The organism is Mesorhizobium sp. BHbdii, from assembly GCF_053848045.1.
The window spans coordinates 129040-154263 of sequence record NZ_JBSPKX010000003.1; the positions used below are offsets into that span (position 1 = coordinate 129040).

The window sequence follows — 25224 nt, forward strand, 5'->3', positions numbered from 1 at the left end:
TCCCGGCCTGGTCGAACGAAGTCAGCTTTCCGAACTTGCCGTCAACCATTCGGCTTCAAGCGCGGTGCATCACATCGCCTTTCCGGTATTTGTCTATCCCTTCCTTAAGCTTGCTCAGGAATGCCACCAGAGCATCCTCCGGCCGATCGGCCTCCTCGGTCAGCATGTCGATACCCCAGCGTCCGAGGACCGCTTCCTGGACGACGCTCGGTTGCGGCATGAAGACGAACGATTTCGGACGGTTCTTTTCGTAGCCGGACCGGCGCCAGGTTTCCCAAAGCCGATACAGCAACAGACGGATGTTCATGTCGGACATGCTGTAGCCGATGAACAGGATGGTGCGCCCCAGTGCGTCGGCACGAAACTTCACATCCAGCGGCGACTCGAACGAGAGCCGCTCGAAATAGTCGGACTCCGCCAGGACCAGAGATGCATCGTCGTCGAAATCGCCGTGGTATTTGATGATCTGGGTAACTTCGCCGTTCACCTTGGCGATATCCTTGGCATTGGCCACTTTTACGAACGGGCGGTCGTGGACTTCGAATGCAACCTCAAGGTTCCGATCATAGTTGGTGGTGTAGATGATCGGGAAATTCAATGACACGATCAGCTTGTGGATCGCCGATCCCTTGACTTTTTCCCGCGAGACGCTCCATTCGCGATCCATCCAGCTGCGCAAGGGACCGAGACCCCCATTCTTCAGCCGGTAATATTCGGCAAGAGCCTGGTAGCTGGGTTCAGGTATGTCGACCATGTCGCGGTCGAGGCCGAGTTCATCCTCCATATGCTCGATCAGCTTCTGCCAGGATGGCAGGCCGACGCTCATCGACACCCCCGCTCCAACGAACAAGATCGCTCGTCGCTCTTTCACGGACTGAGCCAGTTGCTCGAGTGCAGACGGCATGGCCAACTCACCAGGCAATGATCCAACACAACTGCGAAAGGCGTCCTCTGTTCCGGAGAAGCCCGGACCACTGCCAAATGTGTCCAGCAAATGGGGTGTGTTCAGAAAATCGGGTGTGTTCAGCAGATCGGGCGCAGACTGGAACCGGTTGAGGCAGATTGAAGTTTGGTTGTCAGGGAGACGATGATGGCCGCACGACGAGATCAGACGACTGCCAAAGCGAGAGGCGATATTCAGGCCGGGGCGACGCAGGACAAGACCCCGGGGTTCGACCCTGCCGCCGCACCTGAAGCGACCGACGCCGAAGCGGCAGATGTGCCGAGCCCTGTCGCCGAGGCTCGCCCGCGCCGACAGCCAGAGTTCACGAATGAAGCAAGCTTCGGCGATGCGATGCGGCGGCCGGTAGGAAGCGAGCCTGATCTTCAGCCTCGCAGCAACTGGCCGGTTCTGGTGATTGCCGCAGTTGTTCTCGTAGCGGCCGCGGTCTTCGTGATAGCAGCCATGCTGCGCTAGCGAGGTGCGTTTCGAGAGCTATTCGTACCCGAGGGCAAGGTCATTGTGAGCATCTGTCGCGGCTATCGCAGCCTGGCCAAAAGCGACTGCGATCTGGTTCAGCGCTTTGACTAGGTCGCCGATGGCATACACTCCATCGACCGAAGTCCGCTGATGCTTGTCGACGACAACATAGCCCTCGTCGCAGCATTCGATGCCCATTGCCAGGGCGAGTTCGGAACGCACCCGGCATCCCATCGCCGGATAGATGACGTCGAAATGTCGCACCTCGCCGTCCTTAAGGATGGCCTCGTAACCATTGTCGGACGGAACAAACTTTTTGAACGTGTCGCAAATGGCAATGTTCTCTTCCATGGCCACGCGCCGTGTGCTGGCGGAAAAATCGGGAAGATAGCGTGCGAGCAGTGTGACGTGCTGCGTGTACTGCTTGAGGAACAAGGCCTCTCGCAGTGCCTTCGCCTCGTGTCCGATAACCGCGACCCGACGATCTATGACTTCATAGCCGTCGCAAACCGGGCAAAGGCGTACGCTGCCTCTGGCGATGGCCTCGCCCAGACGCGGAATTGCAGGCACGACGTCGACGATACCTGTCGCCAGGAATATCTTGCGGGCGACGATCCGCCCCGCGTTTGTCTCGGCACCAAATCCGCCTAAGGTCGGCTCGATCGATGACGCCTGATCCTGCACCAGTGTCGCTCCGTATTCGGCGGCCTGCGCGCGAAGGCGTTGCAGAAGATCGGGGCCGCTGATCCCTTCCGGAAATCCGGGGCAATTACGGCTTTGTGCAATCAGCATCGCGCGCGATTCACCCGCGTCGACCACGACGACCCGATGACGAAACCTGCCGAGATAGATAGCGGCGGCCAGCCCCGCAGGTCCGCCGCCAACAATGAGAACATCCGCTTCAGTCGCGGATGAGGCTGAATGTCGGCGTTTGCGCACGGATTGATCCATCCGCGCCGAACGCACTCATGGGAAAGATGTTCCAGCGCCGAAATCGAAAGGCGCGACATCTGCCGCGGCAAGGCGTTACCACTCGATCGCTGGCCGCGCGATCATCAGCCAGAAAATCCCGAGGACGGCAGCAAAGGCGGGAAAGCCAAAGGCGAACCACAGCCAGAAAAGCCTGATATACCGGGCCGGCAGCGGGGCTCCCGCCTTGGCGGCTTCGGACGCCAGATTGCGCATCTCCATCTGCATCCATACCACCGGCAGCCAGAACACACCGGTGACGATATAAAGCGCGATGGAAAGCACGATCCAGCCTTCGGAGAGCGAGTAACCCGCCAGCCAGGCGAGCGCGACGCCGGTTATCGGCTGCGCCACGACGGCAGTTGCCGTGAAGAGAAAGTCGGCGACCACTACGATGCGCGCCACTGCCGCAATTGTTGCTGCATTGCCGGTCCTGTGGGCGAGAAGCATGAAGAACGCAATGCCGGCGCCGGTGCCAAGCAGCACGCTGGCACCGATGACATGCAGGTACTTCAGCACGAAATAGAGCATCAGCGCTCCTCCAGGATTGCCAAGGCAACGAAGTGAAGGACGATGATCGGCAAGACCTTCAGGAACGGCCCAAGCGGTTCGTTCCACAGGTCCGGGCGCAGGAAAGTGCCCACGATTAGATAGAAGAGCGAGAGCGCGATGCCGGCGTAGACGCCTTTTCGCGCCGTTGGCCGCCAGGCTATGAGTGCGCCGACGACGACGTCGGCAAGAGCGCCGGCGATCACGGCAGGCGCCGACAACATGCCAGCCCCCGTGCTTTGCATGAGGCCGATGCCGTTGCCGTAGCCAGTGGTCAGCGAAACAATCCCCGTCATGATCCAGAAGAACGGCAGGACGACGAAGATTGCAGGCTTGGCGAAATAAAGCCCGGCGAACCATTTCTCCTGCACCGTTGCCGGATTGAGCGCGAGGAACTGCGCCAAGCTTTGTGGGTGTATGCCGGTCAGGGAAATCCAGTTCGATGGATCTCCGACCGCCCCTCGCGTGATCTCCCTGGCGGCATTGGTGCGCATCGGAGGTCGCCAGCCGAGCATCGCGGCAAGATCGCCGAGGCGGTAGAGAAATCGGGCAACCCATCCCGGCAAGACAAGCCTGGCTGCGGAACCCCAGCCGAGCCAGCGGCGCAAAGTGCCGACAACCTCGTCCATGGTCACCTGTTCGGGACCTGCAAGTTCCAGCGCCATACGAGACGGACTGCCGGGATTGAGAAAGAAGAGCACCGTCGAGACCACATCCTCGAGCTGCACGACCTGTAGCCGGCCGGTATCTGGCATTGACGGCAGCACCGGCAGCGAGGCCAGACCGCGAAACAATGCACTGGCCCCAAACACAGGCCGGCCGAGCACCACGGAAGGGCGAAGGATTATCCAGTCCAGATCAAGTGCCATGAGGGCCTGATCGCCAGCATATTTCGTCGCCGAGAACGACGAAGGCTGTGCCCGATCGACACCCATTGCCGAGAAGTGGATCACCCTGGCAACGCCGGCCCGCGCGCAGGCGAGAAAAAGAGCCGCCGCAGCATCGCGATGAACTTGCCCGGTCTTTTCGCGAGGGCTGTCCTGCAGAACGCCGGCACAGTTCACGACGGCATCGATGCCGGCCAGATGCGGCAGCCAATCTTCAGGGCGTAGCGCGGTCGCCATGTCCAGCACCAGCAATTGGTAGTCGCGGGCTGCATTTGCCCGAGGGCTACGGACGATGCCGACCACCTCATGTCCTTCGGAAACGAGGCGGGAACGAACCGAAGCGCCGATCAGGCCGGTGGCGCCAACAACGAGAATTCTCATCGGACCCCGGTCTCCGGTAGCGGTAACCACGAGACCATCGCCGTCCTATTCGGCGCGTGTCTCCTCGATGGCGTCGATGTTGTTCCGGCGCTGCGAAAACACACGTCTCCCAGGCAGTTATTCAAGGGTGATGGTGACCACAGGCAGTCAAGTCGAAGGCCGCGACGTTTACTGGTTTTTACAGTGTGCGCTTGTAGCGTTGCTTCCACACATTGTCCTCCCAGCGCCGAACGGACCACAAGACTGGTGTGCAACTTGAAATAGAGCACATCATGGTTGCGTCAACTGAACCGCTGACCGACCTGCGCGATCATTTGGGCAGTCCAGGTGGGGCACTAGCTGTATGAATGCGCGAGAGACGAGCGCGGCCACTGTCCGGCAACGCGGAACAAACCATCGAGGACGGGATTAGGAAAGCACCAGGAGACCTATTATGGACAGGGAAGCGCGTATCAGGCGGCGAGCCCATGAAATCTGGGAGCGTGAAGGCCGTCCGGAAGGGCGGCAGCGCGAGCGTTGGGATCAGGCCGTACAAGAGATCGAGGCAGAGGGTTCCGAGGCAGAACTTGGACCGGTCGTGCCTGACCCGACCGTTGGCGCTGACTCCCAACGCGATACGGGCGGCGCCCGAGCTAACGGCAAGCCGATCTCTTGACCGGCTGTTCGGCACGGAAAGGAAAATGCCATGCCTCGTATCATCGCCTGGGTCGTGATTCTACTGGCGGTACTCTTCATCATTTGGCTGTCGTTCGACCTGACCGGCCGGACCAGCGACGGGACTCAGCCTGCGCCCCATGCAATAGACCAGGACGGGTGACGACGGCGGTTGACCTCGATTCCGGGCAGGACCGGCAAAGTTCGAAGTTGAGGCGATCCTGGCCTAACTCGATGGGGCGGACTCCTCATTCCTGTACTCGTGAATGAGGCCGAGGATTTGCGATCGGACCAGTTCGCGAGCCTCGGCCTGAACGAACGGCATCAACAGTTCGACCCGTTCCTCGACGCTCTCGGGAAGATCCGCAGCAGGATCGATGAGGTCGTTACCGTGCGCGTAGAGATTTTCCGTCAGTTTTTTGTCGAGGTCGGAAAAAATGCCCATTGATCTGCTCCAAGCCAGCTTCTCTGCTTAAATTGAATGCTGACGAAAATGTTCCCCGGATTATCGATCACAACAGCTGCTTCTCCGGCCGAACGCGGGCTAGTCCAGCTCTAGTGGTAGCTTTTGACGTGATGCGGATTACCTGTTCCGACCCCACGACGTTGACGGCGAAGGCGCTGGATGGTGCGATGCGCCGGGAGCGGACGTCTGGGCTTAGGCCATCGAATGTCTGCCTTTGGACAGAAATTTGCGTTGAGTCCCACCAACCCACAGGCGAGAGGTCCTGAGCAGCCGTCGCACGTTCCGGCGATCGCCGCTCTGTAATTTGTGCTCTGTCATACTTTTGATAGTATGCCCTGTCAGCGAGGGTAACATGTCGTATAGGAGCCGAGTTGACGTTCCGAAGCCGGGGACTGGCTCGCGCCCTCCGATCGGCAGGGGGTTGACGGACGACGGCGTCGAGGCCCGTCACGAGCGGCGCGTACTAACCGCCCTTCACTACGATCTCGTAGGCTCCACCGAGTTACTCGGCCTGCTCGGCATCGAAGATTTTGAGGAACTTATCTTGGCGTTTCAAATGGCCGCCAAGGAAGCGATCGTATCCTGCTCCGGAACCGTGAGGGTCGAGGTCGGCGACGGCGGCGTCGCTGTGTTCCCAGTCAATCTGGGTGCGAAGGATGCGGCGTCGCTGGCGATCAGCGCCGGACTTGAGATCGTCAGGGCGTGCGAGCTCCTTGCCGCGGAGAAAGGGAGGAGCGACCTGCATGTAAGGGTCGGCGTGGCGACCTCGATGACGCTAATCCTGAAGGGCGACACCGCTGTAGCGCAGGACACGGTAACCGGCCCTGCATTTGCGCTGGCCACCAGGCTGCAGGCAATCGCCCGGCCAGATACCGTCGTCGTGTGCAACGAGACGCGCAATCTGACACGGCGCTCACACGTATTTAGCTTCTGCGGTTCTCACGTCATCAAAGGCTTCGCGCAACCCGAGCAGGTCTGGCAGGCGCTGAGGCACAAGCGGGGGGTAGACCGTTTCTTCGCGTTCGGACGCCTCACCAGCCCCTTGATCGACCGCACGAGTGAGGCCGAGCTGATACATGAATGTTGGAATGAAGCCGCTTCGGGACGGGGCCAGGTCGTCGTGATCGAGGGCGAAGCCGGCATTGGCAAGTCGCGCATCCTGCATGAGGTGCGCCGGCGAACGCGCTTCCAACGCAACAGGTTGCTCCTCTTCCAATGTATGCCAGGCGACTCGCGTTCGACGCTGCATCCACTGCGGCAGGCGATGCTGGGCAATTTCGACGACGGCGAGCGTGCACTCACCCCTGCGCTTGTAGCCGAGGTGTTCGCCGCACATGACGTTCACGACGGCGAAGTCGCCGACATTTTTTCTTTTCTGCTCGGCGTGGAAGGCGCGAGGTCCGGCTTCCATGAGATGGATCCGGAAATGATCCGGGAGAAGGCCGATTGGGCTGCGCGCCATGCGTTACAAGCAACGTGTGCCAGCGGCCCAGTGATCTTGATCGTTGAAGATATTCACTGGATCGACCTGACGTCGAAGCAACTGCTGGGTGAACTTGCAAAGCTGGTTCCTAGTTGCCCCGTGCTCTTGATCGTGACGACGAGGCCGGGTTCTGGCGACTGGCTGGACGAAAAAAGCAAGCATGTCCTGCTCGCTCCCCTCGAGCATGCCGACACCTTGCGGGCAATCGCAACGATGTGGCCTCAAGGCAAGCGAGCGCCTGCGCCTGAGCTGATAGAGTTGGTCGAGCGCGTCACCGGTGGTGTACCCCTGTTCATCGAGGAGGTTTGCCAATGGATGGCGGAGAATGCCGCTAGCGGTACGGAGCAGCTGCCACAGGGCGTTTCGCTCGGCCGCGCGGCGGTGTTGGAAACAGTGTTAGACGCCCGGCTGGAGCCTCTCGGGCGCGCCCGCGAGGTGGCGCGCGCGGCCGCCGTCGCCGGCAACAGATTCAGCCTGGACTTGCTGTCGGCGCTCTTGCCGGAATTTGACCCGGGCACAATCTCTGCGGCGCTCGATGCCCTGGCCGAGGCAGGCTTCGTACGCGCCAGGCACGCAGCGGCAACAGTGTACGCGTTTCGGCATGCGCTTATCCAAGAGACGATCTATAATGGAACACTGCGGAAACGGCGGCAGACTCTGCATCAGCGTCTTCACGCGGCAGCTAGCGGCAACCGCAGCCTCGTTGGCTGGCTAACAACGGCAGCTCTTGCCGATCATGCCGAGCGAGGAGGCCTGCTGGACGAAGCGATCGGCGAGTTCGTCAATGCCGGCATGGAAAGCTCGTCCCGCTCGGCCATGGCTGAGGCAAGGCAGCTGCTCGAGCATGCCATTGCGCTTTGCGGGCAGGTTTCTGATCATGACAAACGGGATGCGCTGCGGCTCTCGGCGATGGTGGCGCTCGGGCCGATACTGACCGCCGTCGAAGGGCCAAATTCCGAGCACGCCCGCAGGCTCTACGACGACGGCGTAAAGATCGCACGGCGTCGGCCGATAGCTGACCGCGCCAAGTGGTTCCCGATCTATTGGGGTTGGTGGTTCACGGGTTCGGTCGTTGATGGCGAGCGGGCGCAGGCCGTCGTCAGTGATCTAATGGAGGTTAACGACCCCGAGATTCAGCTTCAGGCTAGGCACTGCTTGTGGGCAGTCGATTTCAATCGCGGAGACCATGGTGGATGCATAGCCGCGATTGATGCTGGATTGCCGCTCTATGACGTGGGCCAGGGGCATGCGAATGCCACGCGTTTTGGGGGGCACGACGCGCGCGTGTGCGGCTTGGCGCATCGTGCACTGTCGCTGTGGTTCTCGGGACGTGCAACGAGCGCTCTCCGCTCCATGTCGGAGGCCCGCCGCTGGGCGCAGCAGACTGGCCATGTCGGCAGCATTGCGCATGCCTGTATCAACGACGCGATGCTGAGTTGCTATCGCCGCGACTTCGCCTCGTTGCGTGACGTGATTGAGGATCTGCGACAGCTGACCACGCTTCATCACCTGCCTTCGCTAGTCGTCTCGGCGCAAATCTTCGAGGGCTGGTGCGATGGCAACGCCGGCCAACTTGAACGGGGCAAGGACAAGATGCGTGAGGGCCTCGGCCTGCATGGACAAGTGCAGACACCCGAGGACGAGCCCGTCTATTGCGGCATGCTGGCGGAACTTCTCGCGCGCTCGGGTGAGATCAGTCACGCGCTTGCGCTGCTTCATTCGGCGGTGGCGCAGGCCGAGGCGGGTGGCAGCCGCTACTGGCTGGCGGAACTACACCGGCGAATTGCAGAACTTCTCGTCCTTGACAGGACGGCAGCCGGCCGGGCGGCAGTTGCCCTTGAGAAGAGCCTCAATACTGCAGCCGAGCAAAATGCCGTGCCCATCCTCATCGCGGCCTACGAGACGCTCAGCGCGTCAAATCTCTCGCCCGTACTGCTTCGGAGCTACAACGACCGTGTCGAAGCGGCAAGGAAGTCGGTTGAGCCCGGCGAACCGCTGATCGTGAACCCTGAGCCGGAACTGCGGGCCAGCCGATAGTGGAACAATATGAGCGCGTTGGTCCTCCGGCAGACGAAGCGCTGACCTATCTGATGTCGATGCGACAAGCGTTGGGCATCACCCGTATTGCGGACATTACCGGCCTGGACCGTGTCGGCATCCCGGTCGTGCAGGCAACGAGGCCGCTCTCGTTTTCAAACGCGGTCGCGCAGGGAAAGGGTGCCAGCCTAGCTCGCGCTGTGATATCGGCCATATTGGAATCCGCTGAGAGCTTTTTCGCCGAGCGCATCGAACATCTTGATGCAGCTTACGCTTCGGCCAGGTTACTCGAGATACCCTACGGGCGATTTGAGAGGTGGCTGCGAGAGCCCGCACCTGCTGATTGGCGCGGCCGAGAAATCGCTTGGGTAGAGGCGGAGAACCTGCTGGGCGGCGGCCGCGACTTCGTTCCGCTGGAATTGGTGCACACGGCCTATCTCGTACCGCCCAGCCCCTGTGACGGAATTTTCACGCCAACGACAACCGGACTGGCGGCCGCGCTTGATGAAACAGACGCCATCACACACGGCATATTGGAATGCGTCGAACGCGATGCGATCGCCCGCGCTCTCAAGACGCATGGTTTTCTGCAACACCAGCAAATCGATCCAGCGACCATCGATGACGCAAGGGTCTTGGCTCTATTGGATGAACTTGCACGAAAGGACATGATCGTCGGCCTTTGGCTTGCGCCATCGCCTGTCGGCCTGCCTGTGATTTGGTGCCATCTGATGGAGAGCAATCCTCGCGAGACGGCATTGCTCCATCTGCCAGCCGATGGTTCGGCTGCTGCATTCGATCCGGCGGCAGCTGCCGTCCAAGCGATCCATGAGGCGGCGCAGGCGCGGCTTGCGGCGATCTCGGGTGCGCGCGATGACATGACCCGGGCATCTTATCCGAAATATCCCGACTGGCAGCTTATCGAGGCGCACCGCCAGCTGATCGCCGGCGGCCGCAAGGACGTGAGCTTCGCCCGCCAGCCTGCCTATCGAGCGGCGGGCGGGCAGACCTTGCGTGGCAGCCTTCTCGCAAGACTGGGGGAAAGCGGAATCAGCGCCGTGTATCTGATCCGCCTCAACACCAGCCCTTGGAACCGACTCTCGGCCGTCAGGATAGTTATTCCCCAATTGTACCCTTTGGTGGAGTGACCGGATGCGACCTCGGCTCGTTTTCACCGGCCCCACGCTATCGCATCCAGAGGCACAGCAGGTGGCCGACGTGATCTGCCTGGCGCCCGCGGTGCAAGGCTCGATCATAGCTGCGGTGCAGCGCTATGACCCGGCTGCAATTGTCATCATAGACGGCGCTTTCCAAGCTGAGCCGGCAGTGAGGCACAAGGAGATATTGTGGGCGATCAGCCAGGCCGTCCCGGTGATTGGTGCTGGAAGCATGGGAGCCTTGCGAGCGGCCGAGCTTTACCCATACATGCACGGCGTTGGCCTTATCTATCGATGGTACCGCCGCTTTGCTTTCCTGCCTGATGACGCAGTGGCAGTGCTGTACGGTCCGAAAGAGGTGAATTTTTCGCCACTGACGCACGCCTTGGTTGATTTGCGAATGACCGTCCGCGCCGCTGGGAGGCGGAACCTGATCTCCACCGATTTGTCAGGAAAGCTTGAGGATGCGGCCCGGAAACTCAATTTTCGTGAACGTACGCTCTCGCGAATGGTCCGCGAGGCATTACCGGAAGCCGGTGACCATGATATCGAAGCCTGCCGGCAAACCCTCGCAGGAGCTTTCGTTCAGCAAAAGAAACGCGACGCACTTTCAGCTCTGCAACTTATGCGCGAAAATGTATTGGTGCCAGCGGAATTGAAGAATTTCAGAATGACGATCGCGTTTGTCCAAGATTTGAAGGACGCCGGCTTAGCAATCTGACGACAGAGTTGCCGGTGATACTTGGTACAATTTACGAAGTACAAGCTTCATGCTAGTGTCGCAGGCTATGAGAGGGGCCGCGCAGTTGAACGCGCTTGATAGCGCCGGTCGGGCGGGGATGTCGGCCGGAACACGCTTCCTGCTATACCCACAAGCGCCTCACCTTTCTGGGTACGAGAAACCCGAGGCGGTCTGGATTTCAACATCGCCTGGTTTGATCCGTCCGGGCCCGGAGGATCATCGCATATACGTGCGTGATCCCGTGCTGGACAAGCAGCCGTACGAGTATCCCTACCTGCCGCCCTTCGTAGGCGCGTATTTCCCACCAGCCGAACCCGGCTTCGATGGTCATTTCGACCACCTCTCTCTTCAGTCGCGCCATTTCCTGGCAGCGCATGCGTTCGCGGCTGCGAGCCGGGTGCTGGACATCTGGGAAAGCTATCTGGGCAAGCCGATTGTCTGGTACTTCGCCGAAACATACGAGCGGCTTGAGATCATTCCCTGGGTTGACTGGGAGAATGCGCAATCGGGGTATGGCTATCTGGAGCTTGGCCGCGAGCGTGGAGCGGATGGGCGCGGCCATCCGTACGCCCTCAACTTCGACGTGATCGCGCATGAAATGGGTCACGCCATACTCTTTTCTCTCTTCGGAGTGCCCACGGAAGGTTTGCAGGACGGCGACTTCGGGCCGTTCCACGAAGCCAACGCCGATCTTATTTCGCTGCTTTCGTTCCTGCATTTCGACAGCGGGATGGATCGATTGTTAAGGCACAGCCAGGCAAACCTGCTTGTCCTCAACGAGCTCAACCGCATCGCCGAACTGACGGGCGACCGCCAGATCCGCCTTGCCAGTAACTCGCGCAAGATGACGGAAGTGACCGAAGAGATTCATGACCGGTCTCGCCCATTCACGGGAGCGGTGTTCGATACCCTGGTCGATCTCTACCATGCCGGCCTGGTGCGGCAGGGCCTGGCCGACGAGCGCCTGCTTGGCTTCGACATCAGGCAGGTTGGCGAAGCCGACATGCGGCACATCTCTAACCTCACGGGCGATGCATTCCGGGCCCGTCCGTTCCTTTTCAAGACCGAGCTAATCAAGGCGCGCGACGATGTCGCGCTTGCGCTCGCGCGCGCGTGGACGCGCCTCGATGCCGATCATCTCACATTCGCAGTCGCAGCCTCCACCATCATCGAAGTGTCCGACCGCATCCGCCCGGCGATAGCGGCAAGCTTCGAAGAGAATTTCAGGTGGCGGGAGATTTTATGAATTGATGATTGCAACGGAGGGTAACAACATGAGCGACGAATTTCATCGGCCCACACTCACTTTTCCCGACCAGGCTTACAATGCAACGCAAGTTCGACTTTATGGTATTTCGCCAGGGGGAGACGATTATGTATTCCCTGGAGGTACGAAAAGTGTGTATGGCTCGGAATTCAAGGTGTCGGTAGAATCTATTTCTACTAATGTAAGTCATAACGAAGTGGTTTCGGAAAGAATAGACAAGCTTAATGCCGCTGGCAATCTTACGAAAGGCCAAATAGCTTCTTTGATATCCCGGTCAAGAACCAGCCGGTTTCCTGATGGATATGGATATGCTACCCAAATTTCCTTAGATATCCGAAAATTTGGCTTAATTGTAATTTCGAGCGTAATCTCGTTCAACGAAGCGCTGAAACAGGAAGCGCCCCTATCATGCGGCATCATCGTGGGTTATTCGTATGAAGGTCATTGCTATGATCTTCCAAAGCCAAAAATCATGCTTATTCCTGCCGCACCTCAACCCATACCTATTGACGACTGCGGATATGATAAGAAAGCTCACCCTGATGACCCAAATTCAGTAGACAATTATCTTCTCTGGATCGTCGACAAGCTTGATGAGTGCGTGGAATTCGAAATGAACCAGGGGTTCGTTGAACAGATCGTTCTCGATGCAAATCTGCCCGGCAAGCGCTCGCCCACAATGTATGCGTCCAGGATGATGATGGGACATCGTGGGGGAAGACTTGGCGACTGATAGAACGAGTGCGCGCATGGCCGATCGCGAAGTTGTCGGTTAGCCCAAGCTCGGCTTGCAGGGGCTGTCGTCCAAATCCAACCGGCCTATGGGGATTATACACCGCTGAAACTCGGCATGCTGGACTGCTAGCCGCTTTGACCGTTGTGTTGGCGGACTTAGGGCAGGCGGACGGCAAGTCGGGGGGCACCTAGGTGGCACCAACCAAAAACTATTCGACTTTTGTCTCAACCCTAGACCTAATCAGGCGCAAATTTCCATGATCGAGACATTGGGTTGGCAGTTGCTGCATATCCGCCCTGGCCATTAAACCTACGTCGAGAACCGCTGCTGCTGACCCGTGGGCGCCCTTCTTTCCCGGTGCTGGGAATGATTGCTTTGCGCCGCATCTCGTTTGCAGAAATCGGCTTCGGCAGCCCAATAAAGCTGCCGGTCGGCCGTCGGCCCTGAGCGGTCCTACGGCTCCGAGACAAAGCGTCAACTATAGAATTGCTGCTGGGCTATTCGAAGGAATAGGTGAATCCTCCTTCGGAGGCTCCGACAGTCACTTTCGTCATCTTTTCGCCTTCGAGCGACCGGTTCAGCACGCCACGGCTCAATTCCGGCAGCAGCGTGTTTGTCAAAATGGCGTCGATCATCCGCCCGCCAGATTCGATCTCGGTGCAGCGGGCCTTGACCAGATCCATGACGCCGTCACCGATCACCAGCTCGGCATCATTGCTTGAACGCAGCCGGCGGGCGATCTTGGCGAACTGATGGCGGGTGATCGCTTCGATCATCGTGTCCGAGAGCGGGTAGTACGGGATGGTTACCACCCGGCCAAGGAAGGCCGCGGGGAAAACCTTCAACAGCGGGCCGCGCAATGCCGTGTCGAGATCGTCGAGCCCCGCCCGTACCGTGCCGCTGCTGGTCCGGTCCATGATGACTTCGGAGCCAACGTTCGAGGTGAGCAGGATCAGCGTGTTTTTGAAATCGATCCGCCGGCCTTCGCTGTCGTCCATCATTCCCTTGTCGAAGACCTGGAAGAAGATTTCATGCACGTCGGGATGCGCTTTCTCGACCTCGTCAAGCAGGATCACCGAATAGGGCTTGCGCCGGACCGCCTCGGTCAGGATGCCGCCCTTGCCGTAGCCGACATATCCGGGTGGCGCGCCCTTCAAGGTAGAAACCGTGTGCGCCTCCTGGAACTCGGACATATTGATCGAAATGAGGTTCTGCTCGCCGCCATAGAGCGTCTCGGCCAAGGCCAGCGCGGTTTCGGTCTTTCCGACGCCCGAGGGACCGCAGAGCAGAAAAACCCCCACTGGCTTTTCGGGCGCGCCGAGCCCGGCCCGGCTGGTCTGCACGCGCTTGGCAATCATTTCCATGGCGTGATCCTGACCGACCACGCGCTCGGACAGGGTGGCGGCGAGCCGCAGCGCCTTTTCGGTCTGGCTCGACAGCATCCGGCCAGTCGGGATGCCGGTCCAGTCCTGCACCACAACAGCCACGGCATTGCGGTCGACCGACGGCAAGATCAGAGGCGTCTCGCCCTGCGCTTCTGCGAGTTCGGCCATCAGCTCCCGCAGCCGCGCGAGATCGGCAGCCGGATCGGGTGGAGAAGGATCGGCAGTGGCCTTTGCATCCGCATCGGTTTCAGGCGTTTCGATCTCGCGCGTTTCGATCTCGGGCGCATCCGCACTTGCCGTTTCGGCGACCGCCTGCGGAGTCTCCACTGCATCGAGCGGCACACCCTCGCCGCGCAGCCTGGCGCGCAATTCCAGTATCTCGCCAACCAGCGCCTTTTCCCGATCCCAACGTTCCTGCGCGGCAGTAAGCGTAAGTTCGGTCTCGGCAAGCCCCGTTTCGACCCGACCCTGCCGGTCGGCCACGTCGATGCCGATCGCTGCCTCGCGGCCGATGATGCCGCGCTCGACCTCCAGCGCCTGGCGGCGGCGCATAATGTCCTCCACCTCCGCCGGGGTGGCATGCTGCGAAATAGCGACACGGGCGCAGGCGGTGTCGAGAAGGCTCACGGCCTTGTCGGGCAGTTGCCGCGCCGGGATGTAGCGGTGGGACAGGCTGACCGCCGCCTCGATCGCCTCATCGAGGATCTGCACCTTGTGGTGCTGCTCGAGGACACCGGCGACACCGCGCAGCATGAGAACGGCCACCGCTTCCGACGGCTCATCTATCTTGACGACCTGGAAGCGACGGGTAAGCGCCGGGTCCTTCTCGATGTGCTGCTTGTATTCGGCCCAGGTCGTTGCTGCGATCGTGCGAAGCTCACCGCGCGCCAGCGCCGGCTTCAGCAGATTGGCCGCATCACCGGTTCCTGCCGCGCCGCCGGCGCCGATCAAGGTGTGAGCTTCGTCGATGAAGAGGATGACCGGCGTTTCGGAGGATTGGACCTCGTCAATGACCGCCTTCAGCCGTTTTTCGAATTCGCCCTTTACGCTTGCGCCCGCCTGCATCAGGCCGACATCGAGCATACGCACACTGACGCCCTGCAGTGTCGGCGGCACGTCGCCCTCGGCAATGCGCAAGGCAAAGCCCTCGACGACCGCGGTTTTGCCGACCCCGGCCTCGCCGGTCAGGATCGGGTTGTTTTGCCGGCGTCGCATCAGGATATCGACGATCTGCCTGATCTCCGGATCGCGTCCGACGACCGGATCGATCTTGCCGTCGCGGGCGCGCTGGGTCAGGTCGGTTGCATACTTCGCCAGCGCCGAATCCCCGCCCGGAACCCGCCGCGGTGTTTCGGCGGCGGGAACCTCAGTCGAGGCGCCGGCTTCGAGTGAACCCTCCATGACATCTGCGAACCGCGCGATGACGGCCTCCGCATCGATCTTGTCGAATTCACCGCTGATCTTTGACAGCAGGCCGTCCAGCACCGGCGTCTTCAGGCAGGCGAGCAGAATATGCGCACTGCGCACTTCCTCGACGCTGAACTCCAGCCCCGCCAGGCTCCAGGCTTCCTGGATGGCGTGAAAGATATGATCGGAAAACTCCTCGATCGAAGTGGCGCCATAGGGCAGCTTGTCGACGGCGCGGGTCATATCGGCCGTGAGCCGGCTCGCATCCACCCCGGCGTCGGCCAGTATCAGTTGCACATCCGAGCGGTCGGAAAGTACCAGTTGTTCGATGAAGTGAACGAGCTCGACATAAGGATTGCCGCGCAGTTTGGCGGTGTCGGCCGCAGCCTTGAAGGCGCGCAAACAGACGGGGTTGAGCTTACCGACCAGTTCCTTGCGTTTGAAGCTCTGCGACGACCGGCGCTGTTCCATTGAACTTGCTCCTCCAATCTGCCAGGCAATAAACTGCCACATAAGCAGCGACTTGACAAAGAGCGTTATCGACAGGGCGTCTGGGTGTTCGAACCAGTCGACTTCTTCCCTGACAGCAAAGCCGACGCCTTCGGCTACAAACAGCCGTGGAGTGCCCAGCTCTTGCGGATGCCTTCACATACAGGGTTCGACAATTGCGCCAGCGATTTCGAGCTCAGGCCCCCCTCTGCAAGCTTCCATTAAGATTGAGCAGCAACTAAATTGTGGTAAAGTGTCGCGGTGTGGTAACGTTGGGTCACGCACGGCCCAGGAGCCGCTCGCTGGGGGATGGTGTGATTGATCTCGCACTCTGGCTGAATCCGCTGGACGGTGAAAATCCGTCAGGGGAGGATTTGCGCAACGATCCAGCCTTTCATGAGCTGGAGCGTCTCACCGAGCCCCAGGTCAAGGTCGTCCATGGCGGGCACAACAAACCCTCGTCGGAGAACACCATTCCGGTCGACTGGCCTGCCGTCCTCGACAAGGCGGAGGAATTGCGTGCGCATGGCCGGGATCTGCGCCTGCTTGTCATTGTCACGCGCGCGCTCGCCAATGAGCAGCGGCTCGCCGGACTCGCGCATGGTCTGACCCTTATCGCGCGGACCTTCGATCAGCATTGGGAGACCATGCATCCGGCCCTGCGGCCCAGTGCTTCACCGCGCGACGCCGCCTTGCGTCGCATCAACGCCCTGCTCGACCTCCAGAATGGCCAGGACGGGTTGTTGGCGGACTTGCGGAAAATGACGTTCTTCGCGCCGCGCCCTATCGGACCGATCAGCGGACGCGACCTGGAACAAGGCGCCCTCGACGAACGGCTCATGCTTCTGGAATCGGCTTCAGGATTGAATGCGGCCGAAAAGGCAGCGCTGGTCAGCGCGCACGGTCAGCTACTGAACCGGGTCCATAGCGGATGCGCGGCACAGGCCGATCAGGCCAATGCCGAGATGATGGCGCTCATCGCCGATGCCCAAGCGACGATCACGGCTCTCGAGGCGGTCGAGACGGCTCTCAACGCCCGTCTCGAGGGCGGTGGCGCCGCTGTTCCGGAATTGAAGCGGTTTCTGCAGCGTTTGCTGTCGACCCTCGAACGGAATTCGGCAATCGAGACCGCGACGAACGGCGCGGCCGGGCCTGCCCCCACGACTGCAGATCCGGAAATGCCTGCTCGAAACGGTCATGGAGCCGATACTATGGCAAGTATGGCGAGTTACGCGGAACCGAGCACGGCGCTCCCGGATCGGATTTCCTCGCGCGACGACGTCGTGAAATGCCTCGACCTCGTCGTCGCCTTCTATGACCGCACCGAACCGTCGAGCCCGATCCCGCACCTCGCCCGCCGCGTGCGCCGGATGGTGCATATGGATTTCGTTGAACTGATGGAAGATCTCGCCCCGTCGGGGCTGAAGGAATTCCGGCTTCTTGCCGGCGTTCCCGATGCCAAGAAGACGGCCCAGAAGGATGAAAGGTAACGAGCCATGGCAGCTGAAAGCAAAGCGAAAGTCATCGAACGGAATCGCGCGCCGCGCGTGCAGATCGCCTATGACGTGGAAACCTATGGCAGCCCAACGACGATCGAATTGCCGTTCGTCATGGGCGTGATGGCCGATCTTTCCGGCGCTTCACAGACCAGGGAAGCGATGAAGTCGGTACTGGACCGCTCCTTTGTCGAGACCGATGCCAACCGCTTCCCCCGTTTCATGGAGGCGCTTGGGCCGCGCGTCAAAGCCCGCGTGAAGAATACGCTGCCTCAGGCTGAGGGCGCCGAGCGGGAGGAAGAGCTGGCACTCGATCTTACCTTCACCAAAATGGGCGATTTCGCCCCGGACAAGATCGCCGAGCAAGTTCCGCAACTGGCCGAGATCCTCAAGATGCGTCGCCAGCTCGAGGAGCTGCTCGGCTTCATGGATGGCCGTGTCGACGCCGAAAAGCGCATCGCGCAGCTTCTGAACAACGAGCCGCTTCTTGGCAAGATCGCCAGCCAGGCACTGTCCGACGAAGACAAGGTTGAGGTGTAAATCATGGCCGAACAGCAAAAAACCGCAGCCGTCGCCGCCGAGGCGGAGGCCATCGATCTCGGAGAATTCAGCGGGCTCCTCGAGAAGGATTTCAAGGTCAAGAAGGACGACAGCGAGAAGCTGCAGCAACTCGTTCGCAATCTCGCGCTGGCGGCACAGTCCCGTTCCGATACCACCACCATCTCGTCCAACGCGATCAAGTCGATCAAGTCGCTGATCGCAGGCATCGACAAGATGCTGTCGGAACAGGTCAACGAGATCCTGCACGCGCCGGAAGTGCGCGAAATGGAAGGCACATGGCGCGGGCTCTGGTATCTCGTCAACAACACCGAAACGGATCAGAAGCTGAAGATCCGGGTGATGAACATTTCCAAGGAGCAGCTCGCCGACACGCTTGAAGACTATGAAGGCCAGATGTGGGATCAGAGCCCGATCTTCAAGAAGGTCTATACGGACGAGTATTCGATGCTGGGCGGCGAGCCGATTGGCTGTCTGATCGGCGCCTACGAATTCTCTAACCATCCGCGTGACGTCGGCTTGTTGCGCAACATCTCGGGCATTTGCGCCTCCGCGCACACGCCGTTCATCGCGGCCGCGTCGCCACGCCTGTTCCGCATGGACAGCTGGCAGGAACTGCCGAACCCGCAGGACCTGCAGATGATCGTCTCCAACCCGGCCTATGCCTCGTGGCAATCCCTGCGCGAGAGCGAGGATGCGCGTTATATCGGCTTGACCATGCCCCGTGTCCTGGCACGACTGCCGTATGGCTCGGAAACTGTTCCGGTGAAGGGTTTCACCTTCGAGGAAGAGGTCCACGGCGACCACAACAAGTATGTCTGGATGAACGCCGCCTTCCCGATGGGCGTGAACATAAACCGCAGCCACAAGCTTTATGGCTGGGGCACACAGATCCGCGGCGTCGAGAATGGCGGCACGGTCATCAACCTGCCGGTGCACAGCTTCCCCACCGATGACGGATCGGTGGCGATGAAATGTCCTACGGAAGTCGCCATCGACGACCGGCGCGAGGCAGAACTGGCCAAGCTCGGCCTGATGCCCATCCTGCACAGGAAAAATACCGATCTAGCGGCTTTCATCGGCGCGCATTCGCTGCAGGATGACGAGACACGTGCCGGCCGGCTGGTCGATCCCGACGCACAGTCGAACGAGCGGCTGAGTGCCAACCTGCCCTATCTTTTCCCGGTTTCCCGCTTTGCGCATTACCTAAAAGCCATTGCGCGCGACAAGATAGGGTCGTTCAAGGAGCGGTCGGACATGCAGATCTGGTTGACCGAGTGGATCAACCGATACGTGCTGGCCAACCCGGCCTTTGCCGACGACAAGGCGCGCGCCAAGCGCCCGCTTGCTGCGGCCGAGGTCCAGGTCGACAGCGTGGAAGGACGGCCGGGCTACTACAATGCTCGCTTCTATCTGCGTCCGCATTACCAGCTGGAGGGCATCAACGCTTCGCTTCGGCTGGTGTCGGAACTGCCGTCCGTAAAGACTTGATTCGCAGCAATCACACCTTGTTCTGTTTGAAAGCGGTGGAGAAAGACAATGCCAGTGAAAATTGATGGTTTTCTAAAGGTTCCGGATATCAAAGGTCCAAGCGTTCGAGACGGCCACGAGGATGAAATCGAAGTCCATGGGGTCGATTACAAGATAATCGCGCCGTACGATCCGAATTCGCTCTCACGCCGCGGTCGTGTTTCCCTGGGGATGATCAAGTTCACCAAGCACTATGACAAGTCGTCGCCCTATCTGAAAAAGGCGCTGTTCGACAACAAGGCGCTGGACGAAGTTGTGTTCTCCGCCCGCCGGACCATCGATGGGGAGACCAGCGACTATCTGGTCGTTACCCTGACCGACGCATCAATCATGGAATACGACATGTCGCAGGCCGAGGACGAGGAAGACCTGATCGAGGAGGAGGTCAGCTTCGCCTACAAGAAGATCAAGTTCGTCTATGACAAGGATGACGAAATCGAAATGGATGTCTATGTCGGCAAGTGAGGCCCGGCGGCCCGGCGCGGACAAGCTACAGCCTACCGGCAGTTCGCGAGCGAAACGCGAAGCGGTCCAGCCCTCGCTTTGGGACCGCCTCGTCAACGACCTGCCGGGCGTGACCTCTGAGATAGACGGGCTGCGCCAGACGTTACAGGACGAGCTTGGTGCGGACCGGCTGGATACGCTGCTGGCGGGCAGCGCGCGGCTTATCGATACCGACGCGGAGCTGACACCCGATCAGAAGCGGCGTCTGCAGCGCCTGGTCTTTCAGACCCAACACCGCGCGGAGATCGAAAGCCGTGGCGTGGTCGTATCGGCTCGCGTCCTCAAGGAGGCCGTGCGGCGCGACATCGAGGCCTTGTTCAACACCGAGCGTTTCGAAGCTGTTCCGCTTCTCTCCGATTTCGAAAGCGAACAGGCCGCAGACAATCCGCCATCGCTGGCCGATTTTCCGGAGGTGCGCCGAAGTGTGGTCAACTACGGCGTGCCTTCCTTCTCGGGCCGTTCGTCCCGCGACTTTGATCGCGAGACCCTGGCGCGCGAGATCCGCTCGGTCCTTGCCACGTTCGAGCCCCGTCTCAAGGAAAGCGCAACCAAGGTAACGGTGACCCTCGGTGACAAAACTGTGGGCCTGAAGATCGAGATAGACGCCGTGCTGATCATGACGCCGACGCCGGAACGCATGCGCCTGCGCACCACGATCAATCTCGATAACGGCCTGGCGCGGACCGAATTTAGGGAAAGCTGAGATGGATCGGGTCTTCGTAGAATATTACGAGGAGGAACTGACCCATATCCGCGGCCTCGCGGCGGAATTTGCCGACATGCATCCGGCGGTGGCGCGCAATCTTTCGCTCGATACGGTCCCCTGCCCGGACCCGTATGTCGAGCGGCTGCTTGACGGCGTCGCTTTCCTCGCTGCGCGCACCCGGTTGAAAGTCGATGCCGAGCGTTCGCGGTTTTCACGCAGCGTCCTGGATGTCCTCTATCCCGATCTGGTTACGCCGGCGCCGGCAACGGCGATGGCAGTGCTGAAACCCGGCCAGCAGGTCCAGTCGATGATTGCCGGCCATGTCGTCAACCGGAACACGCGGCTGGTGTCCAGTCTGCAACCCGGCCTGTCGACGCGCTGCACATTCACCACCGCGCAGGAAATGACGCTGTGGCCGATAACGATCACGTCGGTCAGCTATTTCCAGGATCGCAGCGGGTTGGCAGCGGCCGGCATAACACCGATCGGCGGCGTTGGCGGCGAGGCGGCGCTGCGTATCACGCTGGGTCGGGCCGGAAAAGGCAGGCTCGACGAACTGGCGCTTGAGCGGCTTGATTTCTATTTTGCCGGCCGCACCAAAGCGCCATTGCTGTTCGACGCGATTTTCGGCGCCTGCTCGGCCGTTGGTGCACGGGCCGAGAGCAGGGCCAATCCGCTATCGCCGTTGCCGGGACCCGAAATGGTCGGCATCAGCGACGACGAGGCGTTGATGCCTCGTACCCGTCCGACATTCGAAGGGTACCGTCTGCTGCGCGAATATTTCATGATGCCCGAGCGCTTTCACTACGTGCGGGTTTCAGGACTGCAATCGGTCGTGCGCAGATGCGATGCCGGGCTCGAGATCATCTTCATGTTCCGGCGTCCAGTACCCGAACTTGCCGATGTGACGCCGGCGGATTTTGAACTTTTTGCGACGCCAATCATCAACCTCTTCGAGCGTGACTGCAACGTCATCGAGCTTGATCCGCGCAGAACGCGGCAAGTGCTGCATGCCGACCGCACGCGGGCGCGGGACTTCGAAATCTATCGGGTGACCCATGTCGAGGACGCCGACGCCGAGGGTCCTGACGCCGAAATTCCGGAGCTCTTCAGCCTGGGGCAAAACCGCAGCAATGGCTGGGTCTATTCCACCGAACGGCGGCCTCGGCGGGCCATCGAAGATGAACGGCGCGACGGGTTGACCCGCACCTCATACACCGGAGACGACGTTTTCCTATCGGTTTCACGGCCGGTCGGAAGCCCGGCGAACCGGCCGCTGAAGCGTCTCGACATCATGGCGCTTTGCACCAACCGGGATCTGCCGATCCTCGACGACAACCCTACCTTGACGCTGGAGACTGGCGATCCGGTCGAAACGATCCGGCTTATCGGTGCGTTGCGCCCGCCCCAGCCGGCTATCCCGGCCGCGCTGCCGGCGGGCGCCCAAGGCGAGTCCCGCGCCGACAATCTCGCCTGGCGGCTGGTGGCGCAGCTGGCGCTCAACTTTCTCAGCCTTGCCAAGGAAGGCCGCGGTGTCGATCCGCTGCATGCGCTGCTCGATCTTTATGCCGACCGGGGAGATCCGAGCCTCGCCCGCAATGTGCACTCGATTGTTCGCATCAACTCGCGGTCCGTCGTCGAACGGCTGCAGATCGATGGGCCGATGTGCTTCGGACGGGGCACGGAAGTGACGCTGCATGTGGACCAGTCGGTTTTGGCAGGGCAAAGCACATTGCTGCTTTCAGCCTTGCTTGCACGGCTGTTTGCCCGTCACGCCGGACTAAACGGCTTTGTGCGGACCCGCACGCGGCTGCTGCAGAAGCAGGAGGATGTGCCATGGCCGATGACGCCCGGCAATCGCTACCTGATCTAGACAAATTCGACTTGGACCAGGTCGAAGAGCTGGATGATACATTCGATTTTTTCGAACTGTTGCGCCGGCTCGAACGCAGGGGCGGGCTATTCGGCTATTCCGGCCCCGCGGATCGCGAGCCGGCAAGGCTCGGGCAGCATGTGCGTCTTAGCTTTTCCGCCAAGGACGTGGTTGCGTTCCGCGAAGCGAAGGACAAGACGCCGGGGGAGGTCGGGACGCCGGCCCGGGTCACGGTTGCAAATCTCGGGCTGATGGGACCGGAAGGCCCGATGCCGCTTCATTTGACACGTTGGGTGCTCGATCGTCTGTCGCAGCGATGGTTCACCGGCGCCGACGCACGGCAGACCAGCGACACGACGTTCGTGGACTTCGTCAATATTCTCCAGCACCGCATGATCGCCCTGTACTATCGGGCCTGGGCCGACGCGCATCCGGCAGTACAGGTCGAACGGGCGGTCGGCGGCCGGGTAAGGGCCATGCTTGAAGCCATGGCGGGAATCGGACTTCCTGGTACCGACAATCCCGATCTCGACGCCGTGAAGCTTCGCCAGGCCGCGTCGCTCGCCAGCCAGGTCGACGGTCCGGAGCGGCTGACGCTGTTCCTGGCGGAAGCGTTCAAGGTCCCGGTCCAGATCAAGGAGTTCGTTGCTACCTGGATGACCATACCGGCGTCGCTCCAGACCCGACTTGCCCAAGCTTACGCGGTGCTGGGTCGCGGGGCGACGATCGGCCCGCGCGTTTTCAGCCGCCAAAGCAGGATCGAACTCCGCGTCGGCCCGCTTGGGTATGAGGAGTTCAAAACGTTCCTGCCGGGCGGTCAACGTCTGAAAATGTTCAAACAGGCCGTTCGCGACATGGTTGGGGAATCGCTCGATGTCGATCTGCGGATCGTGCTCGCGCGTGAAGCAGTGCCGCAGCCCCGTATCGGAGCGGTGCAGCTCGGCCGAACCAGCTGGCTTGCGCGGCCCGCTGAAAGGGGCGATGCTGACGATATGCGGCTGCGGACAATCGTCGGATGGCGGCCGGAAATGGCGGAGGTCGCGGCATGAGTCTGCTGCTGACGCTGGAGCACGGGCCACGGACCCAGGCGGTACGGCAGACCCGGCTGGACGAAGGTGAACTGGTGATCGGCCGTAGCGCGGACGCGGGCTGGCAGATCGACGATCCCGACATGTTCGTTTCACGCGCCCATTGCAGGATCACCGGCGGGCGGGATGGGTATTTCGTTACCGACACATCAAGCAGCGGCTTGTTCATAAACGACTCCGACAGCCCGCTCGGCGCCGGGACGTCGGTCCGTCTTCAGGACGGAATGCGGCTGAGGCTGGGCGACTACATCGTAGGCGTCGATCTGCAGTCGCCGGCCGCTCAAGCACCAGCAGCCAGCCAATCGTTCCCGGAACGGTCACCGCCGGCATCACGAGCGCCGGTAAGCATCGGCCGCGATGATTTCTTTTCAGCCACGGTCGAAGAAGAGCCGCGCCGACCGCGCCCCGCCGATCTGCCGAACCCGTTCGAGCAGCCAATTCCAGGAGCGTTCGAGCGCGCCAACCAGCGCAGTTCGCCTGCCTTCGACGACCCGTTCAGCCTCGATCCGGTAGCGACGCCCGCGCCGAGAGGCGCTGCCTATTCCGAACCACGTGGTGCGTCAGGCCCCGCAGACCCATTTAGCCTCGATCCAACGCCTTCCGGTGCAAGCGAGCCCGTTCGGGGCCAGTCAATTCCAGGCCAGCCTGTTCCAGGAAGGTCATCCGATTTCGATGACGATTTCGGTTTCGGGCCGGCCGCCTCGCCCGATTTGAGAAACGGTGCCGGCTCGACGGGTCAACGCCAACACATCGGCGGAAGGCCGCAGTCGGCCAATCCCTGGGATTTGCCTGGCCAGGCGGCAGATATCCCTTCTCTGCCACGTGCAGGCGTTGCGCCCGCCCCCTCCCCGGCAGCGGCGCAACAGGCGAACACGGCGCTTCGCACCGCGTTCTTGCGTGGCATGGGTATTGAAGAAGCCGATTTTCCCGGACGCGACAGCGTCGCGGAAATGGAGAAGTTCGGTCGCGAGTATCGGCGCATGATGGAAGGCCTGATGCAACTGCTGCGCAAGCGAGCCGAGGAAAAGGGAAACGCTCGCGTCGCGCAGACGGTGGTGGGGGCCTCTGAAGTCAATCCGCTCAAGTTTCTGCCGACGGTCGACGACGCCATCGTGACCATAATCGCGGAGCGCAGCCCCGGATTTCTGGCCGGCGAAGCCGCAATCGCCGACGCGGTCCGCGATCTCGCGCAACATCACGTGCGCGCCTGGCGAGGCGTGCAGTCCGCGTTGCGGCGAATGATTGACCGTTTTGACCCGGCAGCGATCGAGGAAGAGCTCAAGTCGAGTTCCGCGATCGGCACCCTGCTTTCGGGCGGGCGCAGCGCCAAGCTGTGGGAGCTATACCAGAAACGCCATCGTGAAATCGCCCAGAGTGCGGAATCGAGCTTCCTCGGCGAAATCGGCGCTGATTTTCGGGATGCATACGAGGAGGAGTGAA

22 protein-coding genes are annotated in these 25224 nt (G+C 60.9%); 16 read left to right on the top strand and 6 right to left on the bottom strand.

What is annotated here, in order from left to right; all coding sequences use genetic code 11:
• Window positions 1-55: 55 nt before the first annotated feature.
• Entirely contained in the window at window positions 56-904 is an 849-nt protein-coding gene (locus tag ACWTU8_RS17645; RefSeq protein ID WP_455849177.1) for an SIR2 family NAD-dependent protein deacylase, read from the bottom strand.
• A 183-nt stretch (window positions 905-1087) separates the two neighbouring features.
• Here ACWTU8_RS17645 and ACWTU8_RS17650 point away from each other — a divergent pair, with 183 nt between their 5' ends.
• Window positions 1088-1417, top strand: a complete 330-nt coding sequence (locus ACWTU8_RS17650) for a hypothetical protein (RefSeq protein ID WP_455849178.1) — start codon at window positions 1088-1090, stop codon at window positions 1415-1417.
• Between the two features lie 18 nt (window positions 1418-1435).
• Here the strand turns inward: ACWTU8_RS17650 and ACWTU8_RS17655 are convergent, their stop codons facing one another.
• From ACWTU8_RS17655 to ACWTU8_RS17665, 3 genes are read right to left on the bottom strand one after another with little or no spacing between them, the layout of a single operon-like run.
• Complete coding sequence (locus ACWTU8_RS17655) at window positions 1436-2386, bottom strand: NAD(P)/FAD-dependent oxidoreductase (RefSeq protein ID WP_455849179.1); 951 nt, start codon at window positions 2384-2386, stop codon at window positions 1436-1438.
• 60 nt (window positions 2387-2446) lie between these two features.
• Window positions 2447-2920: a DUF2269 family protein gene (locus tag ACWTU8_RS17660; protein WP_065010360.1), complete on the bottom strand. Its 474-nt coding sequence runs from the start codon at window positions 2918-2920 to the stop codon at window positions 2447-2449.
• Window positions 2920-4206, bottom strand: coding sequence for an SDR family oxidoreductase (locus tag ACWTU8_RS17665; protein ID WP_455849180.1), 1287 nt, complete (start codon window positions 4204-4206; stop codon window positions 2920-2922). Before ACWTU8_RS17665 ends, ACWTU8_RS17660 begins: the two co-directional genes overlap by 1 nt.
• 433 nt (window positions 4207-4639) lie before the next feature.
• Here ACWTU8_RS17665 and ACWTU8_RS17670 point away from each other — a divergent pair, with 433 nt between their 5' ends.
• A complete protein-coding gene (locus ACWTU8_RS17670; RefSeq protein ID WP_455849181.1) occupies window positions 4640-4861 on the top strand; it encodes a DUF2934 domain-containing protein in 222 nt (73 codons plus the stop codon).
• Window positions 4862-4891: 30 nt separating this feature from the next.
• Window positions 4892-5023 carry a hypothetical protein gene (locus ACWTU8_RS17675; RefSeq protein WP_455849182.1) on the top strand — a complete coding sequence of 44 codons (132 nt, stop codon included), beginning with the start codon at window positions 4892-4894 and terminating at the stop codon, window positions 5021-5023.
• A 63-nt stretch (window positions 5024-5086) separates the two neighbouring features.
• On the opposite strand, the gene ACWTU8_RS17680 is transcribed toward ACWTU8_RS17675, so the two are convergent.
• Window positions 5087-5305, bottom strand: a complete 219-nt coding sequence (locus tag ACWTU8_RS17680; RefSeq protein ID WP_095519749.1) for a hypothetical protein — start codon at window positions 5303-5305, stop codon at window positions 5087-5089.
• A gap of 442 nt (window positions 5306-5747) precedes the next feature.
• Between ACWTU8_RS17680 and ACWTU8_RS17685 the strand changes: the two genes are divergently transcribed.
• The 5 genes from ACWTU8_RS17685 to ACWTU8_RS17705 all read left to right on the top strand — a co-directional run bounded on the left by ACWTU8_RS17685 (window position 5748) and on the right by ACWTU8_RS17705 (window position 12745).
• Window positions 5748-8846 (top strand): ATP-binding protein, encoded by a 3099-nt coding sequence (locus ACWTU8_RS17685; protein ID WP_455849183.1) that lies wholly within the window; start codon window positions 5748-5750, stop codon window positions 8844-8846.
• Window positions 8846-9994 carry a YcaO-like family protein gene (locus ACWTU8_RS17690; RefSeq protein WP_455849184.1) on the top strand — a complete coding sequence of 383 codons (1149 nt, stop codon included), beginning with the start codon at window positions 8846-8848 and terminating at the stop codon, window positions 9992-9994. The genes ACWTU8_RS17685 and ACWTU8_RS17690 overlap by 1 nt, the downstream gene beginning before the upstream one ends.
• A gap of 61 nt (window positions 9995-10055) precedes the next feature.
• Window positions 10056-10724, top strand: a complete 669-nt coding sequence (locus tag ACWTU8_RS17695; RefSeq protein ID WP_455849185.1) for a TfuA-like protein — start codon at window positions 10056-10058, stop codon at window positions 10722-10724.
• Window positions 10725-10773: 49 nt separating this feature from the next.
• Window positions 10774-11991, top strand: a complete 1218-nt coding sequence (locus ACWTU8_RS17700) for a hypothetical protein (RefSeq protein WP_455849186.1) — start codon at window positions 10774-10776, stop codon at window positions 11989-11991.
• A 28-nt stretch (window positions 11992-12019) separates the two neighbouring features.
• Window positions 12020-12745 (top strand): hypothetical protein, encoded by a 726-nt coding sequence (locus tag ACWTU8_RS17705; RefSeq protein ID WP_455849187.1) that lies wholly within the window; start codon window positions 12020-12022, stop codon window positions 12743-12745.
• A 500-nt stretch (window positions 12746-13245) separates the two neighbouring features.
• Here ACWTU8_RS17705 and tssH read toward each other — a convergent pair whose 3' ends face one another.
• Complete coding sequence (tssH, locus tag ACWTU8_RS17710; RefSeq protein WP_455849188.1) at window positions 13246-16011, bottom strand: type VI secretion system ATPase TssH; 2766 nt, start codon at window positions 16009-16011, stop codon at window positions 13246-13248.
• A gap of 332 nt (window positions 16012-16343) precedes the next feature.
• Between tssH and tssA the strand changes: the two genes are divergently transcribed.
• Genes tssA through tagH form a run of 8 tightly spaced genes read left to right on the top strand, consistent with a single transcriptional unit; the run spans window position 16344 to window position 25223 of the window.
• On the top strand, window positions 16344-17519 hold the full coding sequence (tssA, locus tag ACWTU8_RS17715; protein ID WP_455849189.1) for a type VI secretion system protein TssA: 1176 nt from the start codon (window positions 16344-16346) through the stop codon (window positions 17517-17519).
• Window positions 17520-17525: 6 nt separating this feature from the next.
• Window positions 17526-18065 (top strand): type VI secretion system contractile sheath small subunit, encoded by a 540-nt coding sequence (tssB, locus tag ACWTU8_RS17720; RefSeq protein ID WP_455837425.1) that lies wholly within the window; start codon window positions 17526-17528, stop codon window positions 18063-18065.
• 3 nt (window positions 18066-18068) lie between these two features.
• Window positions 18069-19574 (top strand): type VI secretion system contractile sheath large subunit, encoded by a 1506-nt coding sequence (gene tssC, locus ACWTU8_RS17725; protein ID WP_095519758.1) that lies wholly within the window; start codon window positions 18069-18071, stop codon window positions 19572-19574.
• Window positions 19575-19622: 48 nt separating this feature from the next.
• Window positions 19623-20078, top strand: a complete 456-nt coding sequence (locus tag ACWTU8_RS17730; protein ID WP_023801311.1) for an Hcp family type VI secretion system effector — start codon at window positions 19623-19625, stop codon at window positions 20076-20078.
• Window positions 20065-20820 carry a type VI secretion system baseplate subunit TssE gene (gene tssE / locus ACWTU8_RS17735; RefSeq protein ID WP_455849610.1) on the top strand — a complete coding sequence of 252 codons (756 nt, stop codon included), beginning with the start codon at window positions 20065-20067 and terminating at the stop codon, window positions 20818-20820. The genes ACWTU8_RS17730 and tssE overlap by 14 nt, the downstream gene beginning before the upstream one ends.
• A gap of 1 nt (window position 20821) precedes the next feature.
• The gene (tssF, locus tag ACWTU8_RS17740) at window positions 20822-22696 is read left to right on the top strand and encodes a type VI secretion system baseplate subunit TssF (protein ID WP_455849190.1); all 1875 of its coding nucleotides are present in this window, start codon (window positions 20822-20824) and stop codon (window positions 22694-22696) included.
• Window positions 22660-23745, top strand: a complete 1086-nt coding sequence (gene tssG / locus ACWTU8_RS17745; RefSeq protein ID WP_455849191.1) for a type VI secretion system baseplate subunit TssG — start codon at window positions 22660-22662, stop codon at window positions 23743-23745. Before tssF ends, tssG begins: the two co-directional genes overlap by 37 nt.
• Window positions 23742-25223, top strand: coding sequence for a type VI secretion system-associated FHA domain protein TagH (gene tagH, locus ACWTU8_RS17750; protein ID WP_455849192.1), 1482 nt, complete (start codon window positions 23742-23744; stop codon window positions 25221-25223). Before tssG ends, tagH begins: the two co-directional genes overlap by 4 nt.
• The last annotated feature ends 1 nt before the right edge of the window (window position 25224 follow it).

Excerpts from the sequence above, each read along its gene's own strand:
- ACWTU8_RS17645 (WP_455849177.1), bottom strand. The coding sequence starts at position 904 with ATGCCGTCTGCACTCGAGCAACTGGCTCAGTCCGTGAAAGAGCGACGA.
- ACWTU8_RS17650 (WP_455849178.1), top strand. The coding sequence starts at position 1,088 with ATGATGGCCGCACGACGAGATCAGACGACTGCCAAAGCGAGAGGCGAT.
- ACWTU8_RS17660 (WP_065010360.1), bottom strand. The coding sequence starts at position 2,920 with ATGCTCTATTTCGTGCTGAAGTACCTGCATGTCATCGGTGCCAGCGTG.
- ACWTU8_RS17665 (WP_455849180.1), bottom strand. The coding sequence starts at position 4,206 with ATGAGAATTCTCGTTGTTGGCGCCACCGGCCTGATCGGCGCTTCGGTT.
- ACWTU8_RS17670 (WP_455849181.1), top strand. The coding sequence starts at position 4,640 with ATGGACAGGGAAGCGCGTATCAGGCGGCGAGCCCATGAAATCTGGGAG.
- ACWTU8_RS17675 (WP_455849182.1), top strand. The coding sequence starts at position 4,892 with ATGCCTCGTATCATCGCCTGGGTCGTGATTCTACTGGCGGTACTCTTC.
- ACWTU8_RS17680 (WP_095519749.1), bottom strand. The coding sequence starts at position 5,305 with ATGGGCATTTTTTCCGACCTCGACAAAAAACTGACGGAAAATCTCTAC.
- ACWTU8_RS17700 (WP_455849186.1), top strand. The coding sequence starts at position 10,774 with ATGCTAGTGTCGCAGGCTATGAGAGGGGCCGCGCAGTTGAACGCGCTT.
- ACWTU8_RS17705 (WP_455849187.1), top strand. The coding sequence starts at position 12,020 with ATGAGCGACGAATTTCATCGGCCCACACTCACTTTTCCCGACCAGGCT.
- tssH (WP_455849188.1), bottom strand. The coding sequence starts at position 16,011 with ATGGAACAGCGCCGGTCGTCGCAGAGCTTCAAACGCAAGGAACTGGTC.
- tssB (WP_455837425.1), top strand. The coding sequence starts at position 17,526 with ATGGCAGCTGAAAGCAAAGCGAAAGTCATCGAACGGAATCGCGCGCCG.
- tssC (WP_095519758.1), top strand. The coding sequence starts at position 18,069 with ATGGCCGAACAGCAAAAAACCGCAGCCGTCGCCGCCGAGGCGGAGGCC.
- ACWTU8_RS17730 (WP_023801311.1), top strand. The coding sequence starts at position 19,623 with ATGCCAGTGAAAATTGATGGTTTTCTAAAGGTTCCGGATATCAAAGGT.
- tssE (WP_455849610.1), top strand. The coding sequence starts at position 20,065 with ATGTCGGCAAGTGAGGCCCGGCGGCCCGGCGCGGACAAGCTACAGCCT.
- tssF (WP_455849190.1), top strand. The coding sequence starts at position 20,822 with ATGGATCGGGTCTTCGTAGAATATTACGAGGAGGAACTGACCCATATC.
- tssG (WP_455849191.1), top strand. The coding sequence starts at position 22,660 with ATGGCCGATGACGCCCGGCAATCGCTACCTGATCTAGACAAATTCGAC.
- tagH (WP_455849192.1), top strand. The coding sequence starts at position 23,742 with ATGAGTCTGCTGCTGACGCTGGAGCACGGGCCACGGACCCAGGCGGTA.